General features: G+C 65.1%; 8 protein-coding genes. 7 read left to right on the top strand and 1 reads right to left on the bottom strand.

Annotation, left to right across the window (positions count from 1 at the left end):
* Nucleotides 1-9 precede the first annotated feature (9 nt).
* A complete protein-coding gene (locus tag IY73_RS04020) occupies nt 10-1008 on the top strand; it encodes a histidine phosphatase family protein (protein ID WP_053961968.1) in 999 nt (332 codons plus the stop codon).
* Nucleotides 1009-1127: 119 nt separating this feature from the next.
* Here the strand turns inward: IY73_RS04020 and IY73_RS04015 are convergent, their stop codons facing one another.
* Nucleotides 1128-2294: a septum formation family protein gene (locus IY73_RS04015; RefSeq protein WP_053961967.1), complete on the bottom strand. Its 1167-nt coding sequence runs from the start codon at nt 2292-2294 to the stop codon at nt 1128-1130.
* A 126-nt stretch (nt 2295-2420) separates the two neighbouring features.
* Here IY73_RS04015 and serS point away from each other — a divergent pair, with 126 nt between their 5' ends.
* The 6 genes from serS (at nt 2421) to IY73_RS03985 (ending at nt 24284) form a co-directional block, all read left to right on the top strand.
* Nucleotides 2421-3680, top strand: a complete 1260-nt coding sequence (serS, locus tag IY73_RS04010) for a serine--tRNA ligase (protein WP_053978881.1) — start codon at nt 2421-2423, stop codon at nt 3678-3680.
* Between the two features lie 206 nt (nt 3681-3886).
* Nucleotides 3887-4873 carry a hypothetical protein gene (locus IY73_RS04005; protein WP_053978880.1) on the top strand — a complete coding sequence of 329 codons (987 nt, stop codon included), beginning with the start codon at nt 3887-3889 and terminating at the stop codon, nt 4871-4873.
* A 433-nt stretch (nt 4874-5306) separates the two neighbouring features.
* On the top strand, nt 5307-15545 hold the full coding sequence (locus tag IY73_RS04000; RefSeq protein ID WP_053978879.1) for a non-ribosomal peptide synthetase: 10239 nt from the start codon (nt 5307-5309) through the stop codon (nt 15543-15545).
* Nucleotides 15542-21652, top strand: a complete 6111-nt coding sequence (locus IY73_RS03995) for a non-ribosomal peptide synthetase (RefSeq protein WP_053978878.1) — start codon at nt 15542-15544, stop codon at nt 21650-21652. Before IY73_RS04000 ends, IY73_RS03995 begins: the two co-directional genes overlap by 4 nt.
* Nucleotides 21652-23148: a hypothetical protein gene (locus tag IY73_RS08245; protein ID WP_053978877.1), complete on the top strand. Its 1497-nt coding sequence runs from the start codon at nt 21652-21654 to the stop codon at nt 23146-23148. Before IY73_RS03995 ends, IY73_RS08245 begins: the two co-directional genes overlap by 1 nt.
* Nucleotides 23148-24284, top strand: a complete 1137-nt coding sequence (locus IY73_RS03985) for a Gfo/Idh/MocA family oxidoreductase (RefSeq protein ID WP_053978876.1) — start codon at nt 23148-23150, stop codon at nt 24282-24284. Before IY73_RS08245 ends, IY73_RS03985 begins: the two co-directional genes overlap by 1 nt.
* Nucleotides 24285-24289: the final 5 nt, after the last annotated feature.

Genomic DNA, 24289 nt, shown 5'->3' with positions numbered 1-24289 from the left:
GGAAAGTTTATGATCCCCCACCTAGTGTTGCTCCGCCACGGCCAAACCGAAGCGAATGTCCAGGGCATCCTCGACACCGACCTCCCCGGCACCTCCCTGACCCCCGCGGGTATGCAGCAGGCACTAGAGTGGGGGCGCGCCACCGACCCCCGCAGTCTGGCAGTGGTGGCCACCTCGGAGGCGCTGCGGGCTCGCCAAACCGGCCGGCTGGTTCTCCAGGGCATGCATGAGGCCAACCCGAACCTGTCGGATGAAGAGTTTCCGGAGCTGCGGATTGTGCCCGGCATCTTCGAGACGCAGGTGGGGGACTGGGAGAACGCCACCATCAAGGACAACCCGAACATTATGAAGCAGTGGCTGCGCACCTACTACAGCTGGCTGCAGGGGGACGTGGACACTGCCACGCCGGGCCCGTTGGGGGAGTCCGCCCGCCAGATTTTCGCCCGCTACGCCCCGACAGCGTTGGGTCTCTACCGTGAGTTTGCGCTCCCGCAGCTCCATCGGGCCGGGGCTGGGATTGGGGCAGGCCGCGAAACCGGAGCAAAAACTGAGATCAAAGCTGGTTTCACAGCCGAGGCCACAGCAACAGTGGAGAACGCTGACGCAGTGGAAGACGCTAATGCCCCCAGTTGGAGCCCGAAAAATGTGCTGCTAGTGAGCCATGGTGCCGTCATCCGCATCTTTACTACCATGCTGGTACCAGACGTGGACAAGCGCTACGCCTACTGGAACTTCCTCACCAACACACAAACGGTCGAGTTGGTCCCAGCGCGCCGCACCACGGATATGCCTACTAGTGGAGACGATGATGGTGCCGCCCCATCCTGGGACGACATGCTGCGGTGGGAGTGGCAGGTGCTGAGCTGGGGCGACGACGAGCCACCCTTTGTGTGCACCGTGCCGGAGGAATACGACGACCCCGACTACCACGATCCGCTCCAGTCCGCGGCCTTGGGGAAAGCGAACAACACGCCGGGCGTCAACCCTACCTTCGATAACGCCCGCTAGAGCAAGCGTGCCGTCTGCACATCAGGGCTGCTGAGGAGGCCGCGTGCGATGAGCACCGAAGCTGACTGAGCGGGCATACCCAGAGGGGAGCGGGCCGAGAAGGGTGCCGAGGACGCTGCTTAGAGACCGGGGACAGAGTTCTCGAGCAACGGGTCATTGCTCATATCGGGCAGCTGCTGGTTACCACGCGGTGGCAGCTTGCTGGGCTTCCGTGGTTTATTCCCATCAATAGTGAAGGCGCCCTTCGCGGAACCTTCCAGGGTAGCGAACCCATTCTTCCCCGACTTCGCCAGGGAACACGTCACCTTGCGAGACCCAGCATTCCAGCCAGCGAGGGATACACGGGACCACAACACCGTCAACGTCGTATTGCGTAGCTGGTTGGGGCCACCCATGTAGCTGGTCGCCAGCGCTACGCACTGTTTCTCCGAATACGCGTTTTGGGCCTTCTTGCTGGGCAGGCGGTCGCCGAACGTGGCGGCGAGATCCACGGTGCCCACAATCTCCATCATGTGCGGGTTGCGGCAGTCCACCTCCTGGACGTCGTAGCGGCGCTCCGGGTTCACATAGACGCACGCGCCGTTAGCCCAGCTGACAGACTGGTCCTGTTTACCCACTTTGCCGGAGAACTCGGGGCTGGCCGTGTTGGTGGCCTCGATGCCACACACCAGGGTGCGGTCGCCGTTTTTCCAGGCGCCCACGTCGGGGTGGAGCAGGCCGACGCGGAACCGCCCGGCGGGGTCGAGGCCTTGCGGCAGGTAGGAGTCGACGAGGGGGCGGCACACCCCAAGGCGGAGGCTTTCCACCTGTTCGGCGCTGAGCGGGTCGGCGTTTTCCCCGAACCGCTGGGAGGGGTACATGGTGAGGTCGATGATGCCCGCCACCTCAAAGCGGTGGTTGTCCTCGCAGGGGACTTCTTCCAGGGAGCTGATCTGGTCACCGGGGTTTTTGTCGTTCCAGTTGAGGCAGGAGCCCATGCTGGCATGTGCGAATTCTGGGCCCGCCTGTACAGCCCCCGCCACAGACAGTTTGTTGGGGTGTCTGGTGGTTTTGTCCACGGTGAGGTTGATGAGGAGGGCGACGAGGATGGCGCCCACTACCACGGCGGCTACGGTGATGAGCCAGCGGCGGCGGCTCCAGCGGGCGGGGGCGGCAGTGCCGTCACCCTGCTGGTCTGCGAACATGCCAGCGGTTTCGGCAGCGGACAGCAGCTTCCTGGGGCTGCGGGTGCGCTGCCGGTTCTTGTGCTTATCGGCGCGGGCGCCGTTCTTGTGTGAGCGTGCCATTACCCCCATTGTGCACGCTTTTCATGCCGAGGGGTAGTTGTTGGGGGCTTTTCTGCCAGGTGGGTGGGGTACCGGGTACGCGCCAGCAAGCTGGGATAAGCGCGGAAACGTACTAGTATGAGGAGCGTGATCGATCTTAAATTCTTGCGTGAAAACCCTGATGCCGTCCGCACCTCGCAGCGTACCCGTGGGGAGAACCCTGCGCTGGTGGACGATCTGTTGGTAGCTGACGAATCGCGGCGTGCCGCTATCCAGTCCGCGGACGCCCTCCGCAACGAGCAAAAGACCTTCGGCAAGAAGATCGGCGCATCCTCTCAGGAGGACCGTCCCGCCCTGCTGGCGGAAGCGAAGGGGCTGGCCGCCAAGGTGAAAGAGGCGGAGGTAGCGCAGCGCGAGGCCGAAGCTAAGGTGGAGGAGCTGCAGCGCCTGCTTCCCAATATGGTGGAGGACGGTGCCCCGGCTGGCGGCGAGGATGACTTCGTGGTGCTGGAGGAAGTGGGCACGGTTCCCGAGTTTTCCTTCCCGGTACGCGACCACTTGGAGCTGGCCGAGATGTGCGACATCCTGGACATGCAGCGTGGCGTGAAGGTGTCTGGCTCCCGCTTCTACTTCTTGAAGGGTGCGGGTGCGCTGCTGGAGATGGCGCTCACCCAGTTGGCGGTAAAGAAGGCGGTGGAGCATGGCTTCACCATGATGATTCCGCCTGTGCTGGTACTCCCGGAGATCATGCAGGGCACGGGCTTTAACGTGCAGCATGACGACGAGATCTACCATCTGGGGACGGATGACCTGTACTTGGTGGGGACCAGTGAGGTAGCACTGGCCGGCTACCACAAGGATGAGATCATTGATCTGTCCGAGGGTCCGCTGCGCTACTCCGGCTACTCCAGCTGCTTCCGCCGTGAGGCCGGCTCCTACGGTAAGGACACCCGCGGCATTATTCGCGTCCACCAATTCAATAAGGTGGAGATGTTTAGCTACTGCCGGCCGGAGGATGCGCACGAGGAGCATCAGCGTCTGCTGGGCTGGGAGCGTGAAATGCTGGGCTTGGTCGAGGTACCGTACCGGGTTATTGATATTGCCGGTGGGGACTTGGGTATGTCCGCGGCCCGTAAGTTCGACTGTGAGGGCTGGGTGCCTAGCCAGAACTGCTACCGCGAGTTGACCTCCACGTCGAACTGCACGACCTTCCAGGCTCGCCGCCTGAATGTGCGTTACCGCGATGAGAATGGTAAGCCCCAGGTTGCTGCTACCCTCAATGGCACTTTGGCGACGACGCGCTGGCTGGTGGCCATTATGGAGAATCATCAGCAGGAGGATGGGGCCATTGTGGTGCCGGAGGCGCTGCGCCCCTACATTGGCCTCGAGATTATCGAACCCCGCTAACCTGTTGTCTCGGTAACGCGTTTTTCGTTAACCCGTTTTTACTCTCGTTGTTCCTCACCTACGTGGATGGCCTGGTATAGCTCACCACGTAGGTGAGGGCGTTTCGAGATTATTGTGGTTAGGGGTGCTCATTGCCAGCTTTCTTGGAATGATGGAAGGATACGGTGCCGCTAGTTCGGTGGCGGCCTATCAAAGGAGTTGACTACATGACCTCCCCGCAGGATTCTTTCTTCCCAGATGCACCGCAGGATGCACCTGTTAAGCGTTCGGACCATCGTCTCCACCCCAATATTGCGCTGGAGACCTTCCGCTTCGGGCATATCGTTGTTCTCTTTGTGTTCGGCGTGCTGCTGGCCCAGCTGGGTCCGCTGGCTGCTCAGGAGTCCAATGCTCTCCAGCAGGGTGTAGACATTAACGGCAAGTTCATTGCCTTCGTGGTGCTGCTGGCGCTGCTTCTGCCGTTCGCCATTTACTCCACTGCTTACCTGCGCCGTGGTGCGGCGCAGGACCGTATTCTCAGTTCTGTTCTGCTGCTCATGGCGACCGTCATCTCCATTGGGGCGGCGGTGTATGTGGTACCGGCGTTCTACTCTGTCACTACGATTTTCTTGTTTGTGGTGCTTGCCTTGGAGTGGGTTGGTCCACTGGCTGTCTATTGGCGTGGCGAGGCTGTTGATTTCTCCGAGATGAAGTCCGCCATGGGTGCTATGAAGGCAAAGCGCGCTGCCCGTCAGCAGTCGCAGCCTCCGTTTGGTGCTCCCTACGGTCAGCCCGGCCCGGGTGCTCCGTATGGTGCCCCCTATGGTGCTCCCTACGGTCAGCCTGGTCAGCCTGGTCAATCTGGCCCGGGTGCTCCGTATGGTGCCCCCTATGGTGCTCCGTATGGTGCTCCGTATGGTGCTCCGTATGGTCAGCCTGGCCCGGGTGCCCCGTTCGGTCAGCCTGGTCAGCCTGGACCTGGTGCTCCCTTTGGTGCTCCGTATGGTCAGCCGATGCCGCCGATGGCGGGTGGCCCCATAGGCGCACCCTATGGCCGTCCGAGTGGTGCGGAGGCAGTGGGTCCGCAGGGCCCTGAGTCCCAGTTTGGGCAGGGTCGTCCGGCTCCGGCTCCGCATGAGACTGCTCCGTTTGCACAGCCAGATGCGGCTGAGAAGCGTGCGGGTGATGAGTTCCGCGAGGCTAAGCCGGAGTAGCAATAGGGGGTTGTGCCCCCTTGTTATTCATCAAGTAATTCCATAGTGATGGTGCTCCGAGTGGGTGATGGTAGTTGCGGCCGCCGTCACCCACTCGTCGTATTTCCCAACGGAATAAGTTCCACTTTTATAAAAATTCCCGAAGATTGAGATGCAGAAAAGTGCATATATGTGATGTGGAAAGAATATGGATGTTTGACCTATAACTCCATGTCAACGCTGCAAAATCGGAGCACAGTAGAAATTTTTGCAGATGTATTCGCATGTGCGAAATAGTTCATAAAAGCCTGTTCGCATAAGGTTTTTAAGGGTTTCTATGATAGCTCTATAGGGATATTTTCAGGCGAACTGAATAGGTATTGTCTCACTCTGTCCCTCGGTCTATATTAGGTGAGGCTAACCTACAACAATTAATAGAGAGGGTTTATTAATCGTGTCTAACCTCGGTGACAACTCTGCCCAGCTATACGCGTCCAACCCCCTGGTCTCCCCCCTCTGGGAGAAAACCCAACAGACCCCCAACGACATAGCACTCCGCTTCATCACCGGCACCACCCCGGACGACGTTGATGAGTGGACCTGGGCAGAATTCCTCCACGGAATCTCCACCGCGCAAGCAGACCTCCGCGCTGCCGGCATCACCGCCGGCGACCGCGTCATGATGATCCTCCCCGCCAGCGCAGACTACCTCCTCACCTTCTGGGCCCTCATCACCATCGGTGCCCAACCCGTCTCCGTCCCCGTCACCCCCGAAGCCCCGCTCGCCGCCGGCATCCCCACCCTCCGGCACATCGCCGCCAACTGCGGCCCGGCTGCACTCCTCACCACCCCCGCCAAACAGCAGGAACTCGTCACCCACCAACAGAGCGACACCACCCTGCTCCCCGGCCTCACCGTCCTCACCCCCCACTACCAGCGGCCCACCCACCCCCACCTGCCCGCCAGCCTGGACGACCTCGCCCCCCACCCTGTCGGCCCCGACACCGTCGTCTACGTGCAGTACTCCTCCGGCTCCACCGGCAAACCCAAGGGCGTCCTCGACACCTACCGCTGCATCCTCTGGCAGCTCGACGTCATGCGCATCACCTGGAACAGCGACACCCCGCCCGTCTCCATCTCCTGGCTCCCCCTCCACCACGACATGGGCATCGTCTGGGGCATCTTCGACATCCTCTGCCTCGGCGGCTGCGCCGGCTACATCCCCACCGCCCTCTTCGCCAAAAACCCCACCATCTGGGTCAACGCCATGAGCACCTACAAGTGCGGGATGACGGCCGCCCCCGACACCATGTGGCGCACTATCTGCGGCCTCTACCAGGACCCCGCCCGCCGCGCCGGACTGGACTTCTCCAGCCTCCGCCTGGCCGTTGACGGTTCCGAACCCGTCAACACCACCACCCAACCCCTCCTCGCCGCCACCTTCGGGGAATGCGGATGGACCTCCACCACCCTCACCCCCATGTACGGTCTGGCCGAAGGTGGCCTCGCCATGTCCGGCCACCCGGGCCCGCGGGAAGCCGTCTGCGTCCACTTCGACGCCCCCACCGCCGCCCGCGGCCAGATCGTCCCCGCCGACCTGAACCCGAACGACCCCGCCCAACGCACCCTCTACTCGGTGGGAGACAACTTCTTCGGTGGCGACATGCGCATCGTCAACCCCGACACCTGCCAGGTGCTGGGCGATTGCCAGGTGGGCGAAGTGTGGTTCCGCGGCGATGTGGCCGCCGGCTACCTGGGCAACCCTGCCCTTACCGACGCCACCTTCCACGCTCGCACCGCCGACGATGACGGCCCCTACCTGCGCACCGGCGACTACGGCTTCCTCTGCGACGGCAACCTCTACATCTCCGGGCGCCTCTCCAACACCATTATTGTGGGCGGCGAAAACTACTTCCCCAGCGACATCGAAGAGCTGGTAGCCACCGCCAACCTGGGCTTCACCACCGCACAATGCTGCGCCACCCAGCCCGACATCGACGGTCCCTGGTACCTGGTGATGGGAGAAGCCGCCGACATCGACACTCTTGACCGCACCGCCTACTCGGGCCTCCTGTCCCGCGCCATCGCCCGCTCCATCGGCAAACAACCCGCCACAGTGCTGTGGACCGACAATGCCCTTCCGCGTACGAGCTCCGGCAAGATCGCCCGCGGCGAGGTGGCACAGTTGGCATTGCAGATTCTGGCTAAGCAGCAGGGAGACAGCTCCACCGCGCACTACGCCAATGCGGGCGGGCGCGGCACTAGCGGCGCGAGCAATGGCAGCGATGACGGTGCCGAGGGTGCCGACAGTGAGGACCCTGACGGGGAAGCCGGCAGTAGGAACAGCGCCGCCGCAGCAGCAACCGACCTCACCCAGCATCCGGTAGTGGTGCAACTGGCCGACCAGCTGAGCTGCCCGCCGGACGCCGTCGACCTGCGTGCTGATGTCTCCGAGTTGGGCCTCACTTCGCTGGCCGTCAACGAATTTCTCAGCTGGGCTGGCCATACTGGGCACACCCTAGACCCGGTAGAAGTGTGGGAGAACCCTACTGTCGGCGCCTGGATGGACCTCTACGACCTGGCCGCCGCAGCCACCGCACAGCAAGGTGATGCCGCGGACGGCACCCAGGGTGGTGACGCTGCGAACACCAGTGCGGGCACCGCTACCACCAGCATCACCCGTCCCGATGGTGCCGCCAACGCAGCCCCTGACGCAGCCATCAGCACCCCCACAGACCTGCAAAAGTCCTACCTGGTAGGGGCAGACCCCAGCCAACCCTGGGGTGGCATCGACTGCCTGGCCTACGCCGAATTCCAGCCCAACCTGGGCACTCTCACCCCCGCAGACTTCTACGCCGCCCTCCGTGAGGCCGTCACCCTTGTCGACCAAGAACCGGCCCTTCACACCGCCCTCCCCACCACTGAGACCACCTGCTACGCTGACCGCCCAGCTCCCGACGTCGCCGTCATTGACCTCACCGGTGTGGCCGCCGACCAGCTAGCCGCCGCCCGGGAAGAACTTCGCCACGTCTACCTGCACCGCCACTTCGACACCCCGCAGGGGGAAAACTGGGCGCTGGCCGTCAGCACCCTCCCCGATGGCACCACCACCGTGCACGTCGCCCTCTCGCTTATCGCGGCCGACATTGTGGGCGTAGGCGAGATTCTCGCGCGCCTCGATGCCGCCCTCCAGGGGGACACCGAGCGCGCCTTCCCGCCGCACGCCCACCACACCGCTACCGGCCGGGCAGCCGCCGAACGCGCCGGAACCCATCACCCTGCCGGCAGCATCACTTCAGACGCCGCTGGCACCACCCCCAACCCCGCCGCCGCCCCCATCCCAGCCCGCGGCCTCCCGTTGCCCCCCGACGTCCCCACCCTCGACACCGGCAGCACCCACCCCAACCCGCAGGTCACCCGCTTTACCCACGCGTTCACCACCCCTCAGTGGCAGGCCCTCAGCGCCACCGCCCGTACCCTCGGCACCACCCCCGCCGGGATCACCCTCGCCTGCTATGACGCCATCCTGCGCCGCTGGTCCAGCCGGGACGACTTCCTCGTCACCCTCACCACCATTAATGCTCCGCAGCCCGGGCATGTGGCCGAACGCACCATCGCTGTCGCCCACCGCGCCCACTGCACCCTCGGCGGCCCCTGGGCAGACACCCTCGTCGCCGTCCGCACAGACCTCCGCGCCGGAATCGCTAACCCCACCCCACTGGGGGTCGAACTGCGCCACGCCCTCGCCTCCCCCGCCGGACACACCGGCCTGTCGCCCTTCATCTTCACCTACTCGGCGGACCGCCCGCTCCTGGCCGAACCCCTCAGCGTGCTGGGCGCCCCCACCGAACTGCGCTCCACCACCCCCCAGGTGCTCATCGACTGCCAGGTGGTGAACGTGTCTGGGCACGTAACGCTCTCCTGCGACATCCGCACCGACGGTATCCGCGCCGACGTCGCCGCCCAAATGTTCCAGGCGCTGGTGGACCTCATCACCCTGCAGTGCGCCGGCCACCCCCAGCAGCTAGCCCAACGCCCCCTCATCGACCTGATACCGCTCCCCGCCGCCACCCGCACCCAGCGGGAGGCAGCCAACAGCAGTGCCCCCGTCACCACCAGCAGCCTCCTCTACACCCCCTTCCGGGAGAACGTGCAGAAGCAGCCCAAGGCGGTGGCCGTAGTGTGGGCGCCAGAGGACCAGCCCGCCGACAAAACCGCCGGCGACCCCCTGGGCTATAACCGCCGCGGCTACCTCACCTACCAGGAGCTGGACTGTATGGCCCGCCGCCTGGCCGCCAAGCTGATCCCGCTCACCCGCCCCAACCAGGTCATCGGCATCCAGCTGCCGAAGGGCCCCTGCCAGGTGATCGCTACCCTAGGTGTGCTGTATGCCGGCTGCACCTACCTACCCATTGGCCTGCACCAGCCGGAGGAACGCTTGCGCGCTATCGCGAACTCCGCGGGGATGGAGATTGTGCTGCGCCGGGAGGATATGGCGGAGTTGATCTCCGACGAGCTGGGTGGACGTCCCCGCCCCACCTGCCACCAGGCTATTCCGCGGGTGGTGGAGGCGAACGAGCTGGCCTACATCATCTACACGTCGGGCTCTACCGGCACCCCGAAGGGGGTGGCGATTCGCCACTACAGTGCACTCAACACTTGCCTGGACGTCAATGCCCGCAACCAGGTGACTGCCAAGGACAACTGTTTGGCCATCTCCGCTCTGGAATTTGACCTGTCCGTCTACGACATTTTCGGTATGCTCGCCGCCGGCGGCACCATTGTGTGCATTGGTGACGAATCCCGCCGTGATGCCTTCCGCTGGGCCGACCTGGTGAAGCGTTTCCGCGTCACCATCTGGAATACCGTGCCGGGGCTGGGCGAAATGCTCTATGCAGCTGCCCTGGGCAGCCAGCTACCGAGCCTGCGCCGCTTCTACTTCTCCGGCGATTGGATCGCCATGGATCTGCCGAAACGCCTGGCCACCATCAGCCCGGACGCCACCTGCATTTCGATGGGTGGGGCGACGGAGGGGTCCATCTGGTCCAACGAGTATGTGGTGACGGATGTGGACTTCCCCGCAGACTGGACGTCCATTCCCTACGGTGGCCCACTGACCGGCCAAAAGTACCGGGTGGTGAACCCGAATGTGCCCGGTTTCCCCGACCAGCCGGACTATGTGCCGGGTGAGCTGTGGATTGGTGGCGCCGGGGTAGCCGCAGGCTACTTTGGCCAGCCGGAGTTGACCGCGGAACGCTACCCGATGGATGAGCAGGGCGAGCACTGGTACCGTACCGGAGATCTGGGCGAGTACCACACGGATGGGTTGATCTTCTTTGTGGGCCGCATGGATACCCAGGTGAAGATTCGTGGCCACCGGGTGGAGTGCGGCGAGGTGGAGCACGCCTGCCGCGCCTTGACCGGGGTGGAAACCGCTATTGTGGTGCCAATCCGGAAGAATTCCGCCTTGGGTGCGGTGTTGGTGACGGGTGCGACTGGCGCTAAGCCTGGCTCCGAGCCTGGCTCTGCGGATGGGGCTGCTGCGGTGGCTGCAGAGGTGCAGTTGGCGGACCCGGCCCATTTACGGGCGCAGCTGGCAACCAAACTGCCGGACTATATGGTGCCGGCGGTGGTGATGCCGCGGGAGAGCCTGCCACATACCCCGAATGGGAAGATTGACCGGCGCCTGTTGGCGACCGAGTTGGAAAGCTACCAGCATGAGCAGGCTACCGGCCATAAGGGTGCCGCGGCAGCTACGGAGACCCCGATCGCCGGCGCCACAAGTGCCCCGACCGTTGGCACTGCTGGCGCCACTGTTAGCGCTACCGCTGCCCGCGCGGACGGTAGTACCATCGCCGCGGAAAACACGCCCGGTGTAGTGGGCGTCCCGCAGCTGGACAGTTTCGAGCAGCAGGTTGTCAATGCGTGGGCGGCTGTCCTGGGAGAGGAACCGGAAGTGCTTGCCACCCAGTTGGCAGCCGAACGAGCCGGTACCCAGCCGGTGAACTTCTTCGCCTTGGGCGGAGATTCGTTGGCCGCCACCACTGTTGCCACTTCGCTTGTGCAGGCAGGCTGCCAGGTGACGGTGGCGGACCTGTTCGCCGCACCCACGCTAGAAGCCTTCATTGTGCGGGCCCGCGGTAAGCTCACCGCCACCCCAACTGCCACCCAAGATGCAGCCCCGGCAGCCGCCTCGGCCGTCGCCCCAGCTGCCCCGACTACCGTGGCGCCTACCGCCGTCTCGGAACCGGCGGCCCCCACAGCCACCCCGCTGAGTGGCACTAGTTTCCCCCTCACCAGTCTCCAACAGGCCTACGCCCTCGGTGCCGATGGAGTCCGCGGCATCACCTGCACCACCCCCGCAGTGGGCGTCATCATCTCCAGTGGTGACGGCTCCGCCCTGGACCCGCAGCGCTTCGCCACTCTCATCGCCGAGCTCACCGCCGCCTGGGAACCGCTGCGCTGCGTCCGCTCCGGCGATAACGAACAAGCTGTTGTGGATGCGGCCACTGTTCCGGCTGCCGCGCCGGTGCTCACCCTCCGCGCCCCCACTGGCGCGGACCTCACCACCGACAGTGGGGTGGAGGCCGCCCTGGCCGCCCTCCGTGCGGAACTTTCCGGCCAGCGCATCCCCCTCGATGCGGTGCCGATGGTGCAGGTGGTTGCGGTAGAGGGCCTCACCACCCACGTGGGCCTCTCCATGAACTACCTGGGGCTGGATGCCCGTTCGATTGGCGTTCTCTTCAACACCATCCTGGATCGCTACGAGGGAGCGGCCGACACATTCCCGGTGGACCCGTCAGCTCAACCCTTCTACGAGTATGTGCAGCGGGAGCTAGCCGCCGGGACAGTCGGCTACTCTGCCGATCACGCCACCGGCTACTCTGCAGACGCCCGCCCCCAGCAGCTGCCGCCCGCCCCCAGCCTCCCCGTCACCACCAAAAAGTGGACCGCTACCAGCGACGCCCGCTTCTCCTCCCTGCACACCCAGCTGTCCGTGGCAGACACCCGCGCCCTGCAGACCGCCGCCGCCCACGCCGGCGTCACCGTCTCCGCCGTGGTCCTCCAGGCCTACGGTGCCGTCATCGCCGCCTCCAGTGGCCTCGACGTGTGCGGTATCAGCGTGCCGATCTCGCAGCGGCCCAGCACCAACACCGCCCAGCAAGGCAGCCGGGAGGTCCTCGGCAACTTCACCGAACTTGCCCTCTGTACCTTGGGTACGGAAAGCTCCGTCACCGACGTCCACCGCACCTTGGGGCATATCGGCGACGGCACCCTCCCCAACAGCAGGGACATTGCCCGCGCCGGGCGCGCCGCCTACCCGGTGGTCTTTACCTCCACTACCGGTGTGGCCGCCCTCCACCGCAGTGGTACCCTCACCCCCAGTTGGGTCCTCACCCGTACCCCCGGTGTGCAACTGGACTGCCAGGTTAGCATGGTGGGCGACCAGCTGGAACTGCGCTGGGACTACCCGGTGGAGTATGTGCACGCGCAGCGCCTCCACCACCTCTTCACCCGCTTTGTGGACCAGGTAACGGCGTTCAGCGCCGACCCTGCCCCCAACGAGCTCGACACCGAGCTGGCCGACCTCGCCCAGCAGCTCGCCACCAGCCAGCCCCCCAGCCCGCAGCAGATTATGGCTGCGGCCCTAGAACACCTGGATACGCATACGGAGGGCATCCAGCACACGCCGTCCCGCACCCCGCTGCCGCAGTATGTGCCGTTGGTGGAACTGTGGCGCAACCGGGTGCAGGATGTGGACGTAGCGCAGGCGCCTCTCACCGCCGATGCCCGCCGGACCGGCACCTGGCTGGCCGACGCGCTCTGTGGTGGTTTCGACGCCACGGACATCATTGGCCACCCGGTACTGAGCCCGCAGGCGCTGCTGGTGCACGACCCGGCGGCCGCCAGCATCGTCACCGATATTGCCCACCTGCTGGCCCAGAAAGCCGAGCAGCTGGGGAGGCCCGTGTCCGTTGTCGAGTTGGGGTCCGGTACGGGGCTGGTCCGCACACTCATCGAGCGGGAGTTGACCCCCACGGGTGCCGCCGGGGCGAGTGTTGACGTGTCCTGGCAGTCCGTGGAGCGGGATGCGCACTGGCGGAAATCCGCCACCACCCACAATGAAATGCCCCTGGAGGCCCTCTCCGATATTCCCGCAGACGTGGTGCTGGCGGTGGGGTCCCTCCACCGCGACCCGCGCCTGGTGCGGGATGTGGCGCAGGTGCCCACCCTGCGGGAGGCGGAAGTTGTGGTGGTGGAGACCACCGAGCTGTCCGATGCTGCCCTGGTGAGTGCCGCCGTCATCGACCCGACGCTGCTGGAATCTGCCGCCACGGTACTGCAGAATGCGGGCCAGTGGTGGATGAACCTGACCACCGCCGGCTGGCAGCCCTACGCCATGTCTACCCCCGCCAGCTACATTTGTGTGCTGCAGGGGAAGCGAGAGGAGGCGACCGCCGCGGAGCTGTGCCCGCTCCACGCGGATACTGCGGCAGGCAGTGGCCTGCCGGAACCGGAGCTGTCGCCGGAGGAACTGGCAGCCGCCCGCACGGTGCTGGAGGCGTGGCACAGTGTGCTACCCGATGCCGCCAGCCTGCAGGTGGAAAACCCGGCAAACCTTTCCGCGGACTTCTTCGCCCTAGGTGGGGATTCGTTAGCGGCCACCCGAGTGCTACAGCAGTTGAAGCAGGCCGGCTACCAGACGTTGCGTCTGGTGGATCTCTTCAATACGCCGGAACTTAGTGAGCTGGCAGTGCTCCTGTCCAAGATGGAGAGGGTGACGGTGGATACGGATGGTGACGGTGCCGCCGACGACTCTCACCCGGCCACGCACCCCCTAACCGGTGTGCAGCAGGCCTACCTAGCCGGCCGGTCCGACGCCCACATTCTGGGCGGCGTGGCCTCCCACTGCTACTACGAGTTCACCACCACCAGCCTCGACCGCACGGCGTTCGCCCAGGCCATCACCACCGTGGTGGATGCGCACGACGAGCTCCGCGCCCTCATTGTGGACGGCCAGGCCACCATCCAACCGGCCACCCCCGCCCACATCCTCACCACCGTGGAGGACCCGCGGGCAGCCACCGAGGCAGAAACCCCCGACCCCACCCAGCAGGTGGGCATGGTGGTGCGCCTGAGCCCCGCCGACGTGCCGGGACCCGTCACCATTTCCATCGGCATGGATAACCTCATCCTGGACGGCGCCAGCATGATGCTGGTGCTGCAGGAAATCGACGCCACCTACCGGGAACTGGCTGCCGGCCAGCCGGCCAGCCTCCCGCAGGAAAGCCTCTCCTTCGGTGCCTATTTGGCTACCCACCAGGAGGCCCTGGATCCCGCCGACATCACCGACCCGGCTGCCGCTCACCGGGTAGCCGAGGCACGCGCCTATTGGAGTAGCGAAGTAGCAACCCTGCCAGCCGCCCCACAGATCGCCGAGCGCGCCCAGGTGGTGGCCATCCGGGAGCCGAAGATCGATCGTGTATCCGCCGATGTGCCGGCCGAACTGTGGGCCGCCGCCCAGCAGGCCGCGAAGCAGTCCCGGGTTACCGCCGCCAGCCTGGTGTTGGCCGCCTACGCAGTGGAGTTGGGGCAGTGGTCGGGAAGCAGTGACTTCACCGTCAACGTCACTCTCTTTGACCGGGATATGTCGGTGCCGGGTGTGAACCGGGTGGTGGGGGACTTCACCTCGCTGACCCCGGTTGCCTGCCGGGTGCTGCCGGGCGACAGTCTCGCAAAGGTGGCGCGTGCCATCCAGCAGACCCTGGCGAGTGTGCGAGACTATGATGCCGCCGGCGCCCTGTGGGTGCAGCGTGAACTCTTGCAGCTGACAGGCGACCCGTATGCCTCCATGCTGCCGGTGGTATTCACCTGCGGCCTGGGTTTGGTGGCGGACGGTGTGTCCACCACCGACTTCAGTTTTGGCACGCTGGGCCGCGTCCGTTCGCAGACTCCACAGACCCTGTTGGACTTGCAGGTGCATGAAGATGTGAAGGGCCTCCACCTGACGGCCGATTACGTTACCCAAGCACTGGACGCGCAGCGGGTGCAGGATGCTATTAGTGCAGTGGCACAGCGTATCTGTGACTGTGCGGAACGTGTGCATGGTGCACAGGCTGCCGCTGATGGTGTTGGTGACGGAGCTGCTGCTGCAGGCGGTGTTGCTGGTGCCGCCGCCTCGATAACCGCCTCCGCCGACCAGCTGGCGACGTCCCCCGCCGCCAACCCGGCGACAGTCCTAGCTGACCAGCCCACCGCGGATACCACCCCTGTCACAGCTGCCTCCGCCGCCGACCTCACCGGCCCGGCCGCAGACCTCTACGCGCAGATCGCCCCCCTCTGGGAGGCCGCCCTGGAGGGTGTCGCTGTCACCCTCGACAGCAACTTCTTTAAAGAGGGTGGGGACTCCCTGCGCGCCACCATGGTGACCCGCCAAGTGCAGGACACCACCGGGCGCGAAGTGGACCTTCGTATCCTCCTCACTAACCCAACGTTGCGTGACTACCTGCAGGCCGTGTCCGCCATGCCGGCCGCAACCGCCACGGAGGTGGGCGAACTGGACGACTACCCCAACTCGCCCGGCTCCCCAGATCGGGCCGGTGCCGGCGTTGTTGTGGGCACCCTGCCACATGGCGGCGACCAGGCCGACTCTTCCCTTGCTGATGCCGACCTTGAAGAAGGAACTCTGTGAACATCCCCGAACTCCTCGACGAGCTCGCCGCTCGCCGCATTGAACTCTGGACAGACAACGGAGCCCTCAAATTCCGTGCCCCCGCTGGTGCCTTCACCGCCGCACTGAAGCAGGCCGTCAGCGCTAATAAACCGGCCATCATCGAGGCGTTGCAGCGTGGCACCATCATCCGCGATGATGCCAACGCCACCGCACCCTTCCCGCTGACAGACGTCCAAGCCAGCTACCTGGTGGGCCGTACCAACGCCTTCGAGCACGGTGGGGTGGGCTGCCACGGCTACACCGAATTTACAGTGGAGGGTGGCTACACGCCCGCGCAGCTCACTGCCGCTTGGGATGCGGTAGTGGCCGCCCACCCGATGATGAAGTGCGAAGTGCATCCGGACGGGTGGCAGCGCTCCAACCCGGCGCTACAGGTGCCGCTGCAGGTGTTTGACCTACGCGAGGAGAGGGACGGGTCCGCCGTTGCCGCCCAGCGTGCCAGCATTGCCGCCACCTACCGTAATAAGGTGTACGACATTACCGCCGGCCAGCCTCTTATCGATGCCGTGGTTACTGTCGGCCCCGCCGACACGGTACTGCATGTGTCTGTGGACCTTCTGCTCACCGATTTCCTCGGTCTGTCCGTCATCTTCGCGGACATGGAGCAGGCGCTCCGCCACCCGGATACCCCGCCGCCAGCACCAAGCCTAACGTTCCGCGACTACCTCCAGTCGGAGAAGTTGGCGATGGAGTCCCCGGCTGGGAAGCGTCGCCGCGAGCGGGACCGGCAGTGGTGGACGGACCGCCTGGATAGTCTGCCCCCGGCCTTTGCGCTGTCGGCGGAAGCCCGCCCGGAGGTGCTGCGCAGCTCCACCATCACGCTGGATGGGCAGGAAATTCCTCACTACTCGCGCCACTCCACCTCGCTCAGCCCGGCGGAGTGGGCGGCCTTCACTGCGCGCGCTCAGCAGCGTGGCCTTACCCCGTCGGCGGTACTGATGGCGGCGCTAGGCCGGGTACTTCGCCGCTACACGGGCTTGGATGCGGGGCTTGTCACCTTGACGGTGTTGGCCCGCCAGCCGTTCGCCCCGGATGTGAACCGCATTGTGGGCGACTTCACCTCCACCGCCCTGTTGCCGCTGGGTAATGACCGTCACCAGAGTTTCGCCGCGAATGCGCAGCAGGTGCAGGTGGACCTCTTCGAGTCGCTGGACCACACAGCGGTTCCGGGTACTGAGGTGGCCCGCATGATTGGCCGCCATACTGGCCAGGACAATTTCTTTACGCCCATTGTTATTACCTCCACGGTGGGGGCTGCCGCGGATACGGAGTCGGAGGTGCTCATTCCGCGTGTGGGGTCTGGTATTTCGCAGACCCCGCAGGTGTTGATGGATGTGCAGCTTTCCCCGCAGGGGGCGGGCATCAGTATCGACTGGGATACCCGCGATGGTGCGTTCTCTGCCAGTGTGCTGGATGCCGCCTACTCCGACTACATTGCCCTGGTGCGGGCGCTGTTGAGCGACGATGCTGCGGTGGCAGAGGCCGCGTGGGAGGGTGACGGGTTAGCTCGGCGCACGATCCCCGCTATTGCGCGGGTGGCTTCGAGCCAGCCTACGACAGGCGTGTTGGGGACGTTGCATGGGCCCATTGTGGAGCAGGCGTTGGCGCACCCGGATGCGGTGGCTGTGGTCGATCCCGCGCTGGTCGATCCGGGGTTGGCGGATTCGGTGCTGGTCGGGTCCATGGCGCAGGAGGGTGACGAGTCCCGGCTGGCGGGGGCCAGCGCGCGGGGAGAGGTAACCTACCGCCAGCTCCTTAACCTTGCCCTGGCCATTGGTGCTACGTTGCGCCCCTTGCAGTCGGGGGAGCCGGTGGCGCTGGCGTTGCCGGCAGGCCGCGACCAGGTGGCCGCCCAGTTGGCGGTTCTCATGGCCGGTGGTGCCTATGTGCCATTGGATACTGCCTGGCCGGAGGCGCGCCGGGCGGGCATTGTGGAGCAGCTGGCCACTCAGGCTGCCGCTGCCGGGATGGACACCCCGCTGGTACTGGATGAGGCGGCTGTGGCTGCGGCCTACCAGCAGGCTGTGGCGTCCTTGCCCGCAGCTGACAGTGCAGATGTGCCTGCTGGTGCGATTGCACCCTCTGGTCTGGCCGCCGTCACCGCACAGGACCTTCCCGCCGACCTCCTCGCTCAGGTGGCCGCAACCGCCGGGGATCCCAGCGAGGTGGCGTACATCATCTTCACCTCCGGCTCTACCGGCACTCCGAAGGGTGTGGTGATCGCCCACGAGCAGGCCCGCACCACCATCGATGCCATTAACGACAATCTGGGCGTTAACGCCCAGGACGCTGTGCTGGCTGTGTCTCGCTACTCCTTCGACCTCGCGGTCTACAACGTCTTCGGCCTGCTGGGTCGGGGTGGGCGCGTGGTGTTCCCCTCCTGTGGCACGTTGGCGGATCCGCTGGCCTGGGTACGGGACATTCGTCTGCACGGCATCACTATCTGGAACTCGGTTCCGGCCCAGTTGCAGCTGGTCACGGACCTGCTGGCGGAAACTCGGGAGCCGCTGGGGTTGTCTGCGAAGCAGAACCCTAATGCTCTGCCCTTGCGTGCAGCGCTGCTCTCCGGTGACTGGATCCCTGTCACCCAGCCGTTGGACATCCAGACTGATGCCCCCGGCCTGCGCTTCTTCGCCATGGGTGGCGCCACCGAAGGGTCCATCTGGTCCAACCTCCACGAGGTGATGGTGGGCGACGAGATCGAGGCCTCTGTGCCCTACGGTCGCGGTCTGCGTAACCAGGGCATGTGGATTCTCAACGCCGACCAGGAGGACTGTGTCCCCGGCCAGATTGGGGAGATCACCATTGGTGGTGACGGGGTGGCCGTCGGCTACTTCGGCGACTCGGACCGTACCGCCGCCGCTTTCTTTACCGAGCCGGATCATGGCGAGCGTGCCTACCGTACCGGCGACCACGGCCGTTACCTCCCCAATGGGGAGATTGAGTTCCTGGGGCGGGTGGATGGCCAGGTGAAGATTCGTGGCCACCGCATCGAGTTAGGGGAGATTGACGCTGCGTTGCGCGGCCAGGAGCAGGTGGATCAGGCGTTCTCGCTGGTGCACCAGGATGTACACTCGGGTGCCTACCAGGTGGCGGCAGTCGTCACCCCCGCCCACGACCCGGAGCTGGCCGCTCAGCGGGAGGCGGTGTTCGCGCAGCAGTGCGCGGAGATGACGGCGACAGCTGATGAGTTCCGGGCGACGGTGGAGGAGAGGGCACTGCGCAGCCTCTCCGCTACCCTGGACATGATTGCGTTGCGGGCGATGGCCGGCGAGGTGGAGTTGGCGTTGCAGACTCAGTCTGTGTCGGAGCTCCAGCAGGATGACCGGCTGGATCGCTGGTATCGGACGTTGGTGGAGCGCGGCTGGCAGCCCACCGGTGCCGCCACCACACCGGCTCCGGCCGCCAGCGTATCGGCAGCCGTCACCACCCCCGAACCGGCCATTACCCTGGCCGACGCCTCCCCGCTGGGAGACCCTGCCGTCACCACCGAGGAACTCTGGCGGCACGTGGATGAGTTGGAGGAGCGCACCCACTATGGTGCCGGCATGCTGCAGTTTGTTCGTACCTGCACCGACAACATTCACCGACTGTGCACCGGGGAGCTAGACGCCAAGGCTGTTCTGTTCCCGGAGGGCAATATGGATGTGGCCCGCGCGGTGTACGCCGAGAATCTTTCCAGCCGCTACCTCAATACGGTGCTGGTGGCGGGGGTGAAGGCCCGCGTCCGGCAGGTTGTGGAGAACCCGGAGCTGCGCCCGCTGCGCATTATGGAAGCGGGAGCCGGCGTGGGTGCGTCCACTGCCTCCATTGTGGAGTGGCTACGGTCCGTGGACGCGTTTACCCCGGACGAGAATGGTGTTCCCACGGTGGAGTACATTTTCTCGGATCTCACCACGTTCTTCCTCGATACGGCTCGTGAGCTGTGGCCGGAGTTGCAGTATCAGATCTTTGACATCAACCGCCCGCATACGGAACAGGGCATTGCGGATGCGTCCATCGACCTGCTTATTGGGGTCAACGTGTTCCACAACTGCCCGAATATGGTGCAGTTGTTGACGAACCTGCACGGCATGTTGGCGCCGGGCGGGCAGTTGGCGGCGACGGAGTCCACGGTGCCTAGCCCGGTGTTGATGTCCACGGTGGAGTTCCAGGAAGGCTTGTCTTCCAGTGCTTTTACGGATGTGCGTGGGGAGACGAAGACGGCGTTTATGACGTTGGTGCAGTGGCAGGAGGCCATCGCCAACTCGCCGTTCCACACCGTGAAACATTGGCCGGCGCGGGGTGACATCATGGAACTCGGCAACAACCACGTTCTGTGGATGCGCCGCACCGACACCCTCGACACCCGTCACCTCACTGCCGAGCCGCTCATCGACGCCTGCCGGGAACTCCTCCCCAGCTACATGGTGCCCGCCACCATCGTCATCACCGACAGCATCCCCCTCACCGATAACGGCAAAGTCGACCGCAAGGCACTGGCCGCACTCTGCACCAGCTATGTGCACCAGCAGCATAGTGGTGACGTCGGGGTGGCCGCTGAGCTCAACCCCACGGAGGAGGCCATCGCCGCCGTTTGGCACGACGTACTGTCCCTCGACCCGGACATGCACCTCAGCCCCGCCAATGACTTCTTCTCCTTGGGCGGTGACTCGCTACTGTTGGCCCGCTGCGTGGGCCGCATGCGCAGTGAGGTGCCCGGCGGTGATGCGATCAGCTGGGATGACCTGCTCCGTGAAGTGGTGGCCGACCCCACCATTGGTGCAGTAGCCACCGTCATCACCACCGCCAACGCGGGTGATGAGTCCGCTACGGCAGAGGCGGCTACTGTGGGTTCGCATGGCGCTGCTACCGACCCAGCTGTGGCCGGTTCGCGGAGCGCTGCTGGCACTCGCGCTGTTAGCGGCTCTGCTGGTGGCGCCGCGGTTGACTCCCGTGCCGGTACCGGCACCCCTGCCGGTGCACCACCGGCCGTCACCCCCGATGGGCACGGTTTCCTCTCCGTACGGGACCTCCCCGAACCCAAGGGCAACTGCTGGAGTGTGGTCATGGAGGGCACCGGCAACTACGCCGGCACCGACCCCTCCGAGGAGGCCATCCTCTTCGTTCACGACGGCACCGGCAATCTCACCCCTTACGAGACGCTCTTCGCCCAGCTGGCCAAGCAGCCGAACCGCCCCCCGGTTATCGGTATCCAGCGGCAACCCAACGACTCCTATCTACAGGTGGCCCCGCAGCAGCTCTTTGCGCTGCTCGCCCACCGCTACACTCGCAACCTGCTGGACACTCTGCGCCCCACCAAGCTACATGTGGTGGGCTACTGCATGGGTGGGCTGATCTGCGCCACCATGGTGCCGGAGTTGGCGATGGCGGGCGTGGAGATTGCCCACTATGCGGCCATCTCCGCCTACCGGATGCCATTCATGGTGACAGACCCAATTCTGTTGGACTTCTCCCTGGCCCGCATTCTAGGTATCGACCCGCGGGATATGGGCCTCTGCTTCGATGAGGCCTCCTTGGGGGAGGCATTGCGCACCGTCCGCGCCACCTATGGCCGCACCCTTCCCGAGGGCTGCATCTATGAGGCCGGCGACACGTCCGTGAAGCAAGCCTGGGATAACGCCCCGGCTACCCACACCGAGCGCATCCAGTTGCTCTCCGATAAGCACCCGGAGCGGGGTGGCGTGGAGCTTATTGAGCAGGTGTCGGAGGTGTTCCACCACAGTTTGCAGGCGGTGGGCGCCTGGGAGGGCTTGCCCTACCTAGGGGATGTGCACTTCCTGCGAAACACCGGCGATATTGATTTCCTCCCCACGCTGGGCGACGACATGGAGAGTTTCTGGGAGGAGTACTGCCTGGGCAACCTGCGCGTGACCTCCATTCCGGGCACCCACTTCACCTGCATGGAAGGCGAAAACGCCCCCGGCGTCGCCGACCTGCTCGCTGAAATGTATGACCCGCAGGTGGCTGCCCGCCTGGCCGCTGAACGCGCCGCCGCGGCCGACGAGGCTGCTCCCGCCGCCGCCCGCACCGCTCGCGCCACCGCGGAAGGAGACGCCCAGTAATGTCTCCCGTTATTGCCTGGAACGGCTCCACCGGCACTGTGGGTCGCACCGCCCTCCGCTATTTTCTCCGTCGGTGGGATGACGAGTCTCCGGCAGGTACTGCGCAGACAGTGTCGCTGGAACTGCGTCTCACCGGCCGCTCTACAGAGCGCCTGGAGGCTGTGGCCGCCGAAGTCAGTGCCGCCTACCCACAGCACAAAGTGCGGGTGTGTGCCGGCTGTGATGCTGAACAGGACCCTGCCGACTGGCCGGGCGCGCCGTTGACGGGGGCGGACCTGCTGGTGAACACGGCTGGGCCAGGCTATGTGGTGACGCCCCGTTTGGCCCGCTACTGCCTCACCCACAATATTGCCTACGCGGACCCCTCAGGTGACCACAGCATGGTCGCCGAGATTATGGCCACCTCTGACCTGCCCGCAACCTATCCGCACTCCGGGCAGGCGTCAGTACCCGTGGGGGAGACCCCAACTGCGCCCGCCGGCCAGCCCGCCGACGTCCCCGCCGTCACTGTCCCCCTCATCCTTGGTGCCGGCATCCAACCTGGTCTGTCCGGTATTCTGGTGCGCCTGCTGGCGCGCGCTGCCGGCCCCGGCGCCACGGTGGAGCTCTACTCGGGTGGTGCCCAACCCACCACCGAAGCGGCCCTCCACGAGTTTGTGGACTCGGTAAATTCCGGCATGTTGTGGGCGGGCAAAGAGTGGGTGGATGGCCAGCTTCGCGCCTCCTGCCTCCCCGAAAGTTACCTGGCGCAGGTGGCTGCCACGTTCTCCCCCACGGCGGTGGCCCACGCCCACTGCGACCGGGAGGTGGCGGCTGCTGCGGCTGCCGCGCAGGCCCATAGTGTGCGCTGGCATAACGTCAGCGATGCCCCTAAGACCACGCTGGAAATCCAGAAGATGATCGCCGGCGACGCCACGGTGGAACAGGTGATGGAGGCCGCCCGCATGGACGACTTCGGCCGCCGCCACTACTTCCGAATGGAAGGGACCGCCGTTTCCGCAGGACTGTCTGATGCCCCTTTGAGGGAGTTCCACACCCCGCTGGGAGAGTCCATGGCGGACACGATGAACAGCTCGGATCCCGTGAACAGCTCGGACCCAGTGAACAGGGCAGACCCGTCGGAGATGTGGCATGCCACCTTAGAATGCGTGGATTCGTTCTTGGTGACGGCCTCGGTGACGGCCATTGCCGCCCTGTATGCGCTGCGTCGGGCATGCCCCAGTGTGGGTGCCGCGCAGCCATCCTTGAACTCGGGTGTCGGGGGTTGCCCTGCCACGGATCGCAATACGGCAGGCGCCCCCGACCCCGTTTCCCCTCACGGCGCCGGCACTCCCACCACTGCCGCCACCCCCGTCGTTCCCGCCGGCGTGTGTCTACCGGTGGACCTTCCCGATACCGACTACTGGTGGGAGGACATCATGAAGGACCCCGCCACCGTCACCACCTCCCTCCGACAGGGTGACACCGCCCTCGACGACGAAGAAGGAGAGCTTTAATGACCACCTCCCCCCGCCCCCACCGCCCCCGCGCACTGGTCGTCGGCAGCACCTTCGGCCTGCACTACTCCCGCGGTCTTGCTCACCCCGACAGTCCCGTCGAGTTGGCCGGCATTGTGGCCCGCGGCTCGGACCGCTCCCGCGCCCTGGCGGACAGGTTCGGCGTCCCCTTCTACCCGCTACCGGATCTCACGGAGCCCGTCACCTCCCTGTCTGCGGCGGGCCTGCCGGAGGTGGAGCTGGCCTGTGTGGTGGTCCGTTCTGCGGTAACCGGTGGACCTGGCGACGACATCACCCGCTTCTTCCTGCAGTCCGGCACATCGGTGCTGCAGGAGCACCCTGTGCACCCCAGCTCCATTGTGCAACACCTTCATACCGCCCGTGCTGCCACCCCCAGCCAGGTGGTGGCAGCCACGGGTGTAGCACACCCTGTCTATGCGGTGAACCCGTTTTACCCCACCCTGCCGACGGTGCAGAACCTGGTGCGGTGTGTGTCCACGCTACGCAAGCAGTCCCGCATTATGGCAGTAGAAGTACGCGGATCCATCCACATTTTCTATGCCATCCTGGCGATTCTGGCGGATATGCTGCCGGGCTTGCCACGGCTCATTCTGCAGCGGGAAAACATTGCCCAGCAGGGTGTGAATAAGCAGGTCTATAACCTCACTCTGGATTGGGACGGCACCCCAGTGGACATTCGCCTCTACAACCGGATGGCGCCTCTGGACCCCGATAACCATTCCCAGCCGCTCTTCGGGTGTGTGGTGGAGTGCGAGGATGGGGAGTTGATCTTCGACCATATGCATGGCCCAGTGCGGTGGATGCCCCGCAGCCACTACGCCAATGGCACGTTCACTCATTCGGCCGATGTGTCTGCCAGCATGTTGGTGGGAGATGACGAGTTCACGGATGCGGGCGCGGGTCCGTTCCGGGAGTTTACTGGCCGGGAGCTGTTGGAGGAGTTGTGGCCGCGCGGTGTGATGAACCGGGTGGGTGCGGTGGCTGCGGCAACCTGCCAGCAGGAGGTGTTTGGACAGCGGGATCTGGCGTTGACGAAGCTGTGGCAGGAGGTGGCGGCGGAGATACCGCGCCCGGTGACGATTGATTCGGTACCGCCTCGGCAGATTGTATGGTGATGGGT

Origin of the sequence: Lawsonella clevelandensis, from assembly GCF_001293125.1 — a bacterium.
Classification (GTDB): domain Bacteria; phylum Actinomycetota; class Actinomycetes; order Mycobacteriales; family Mycobacteriaceae; genus Lawsonella; species Lawsonella clevelandensis.
Note: the sequence above shows the minus strand (reverse complement) of the source record. Positions and strands in the feature narration are given on the sequence as shown.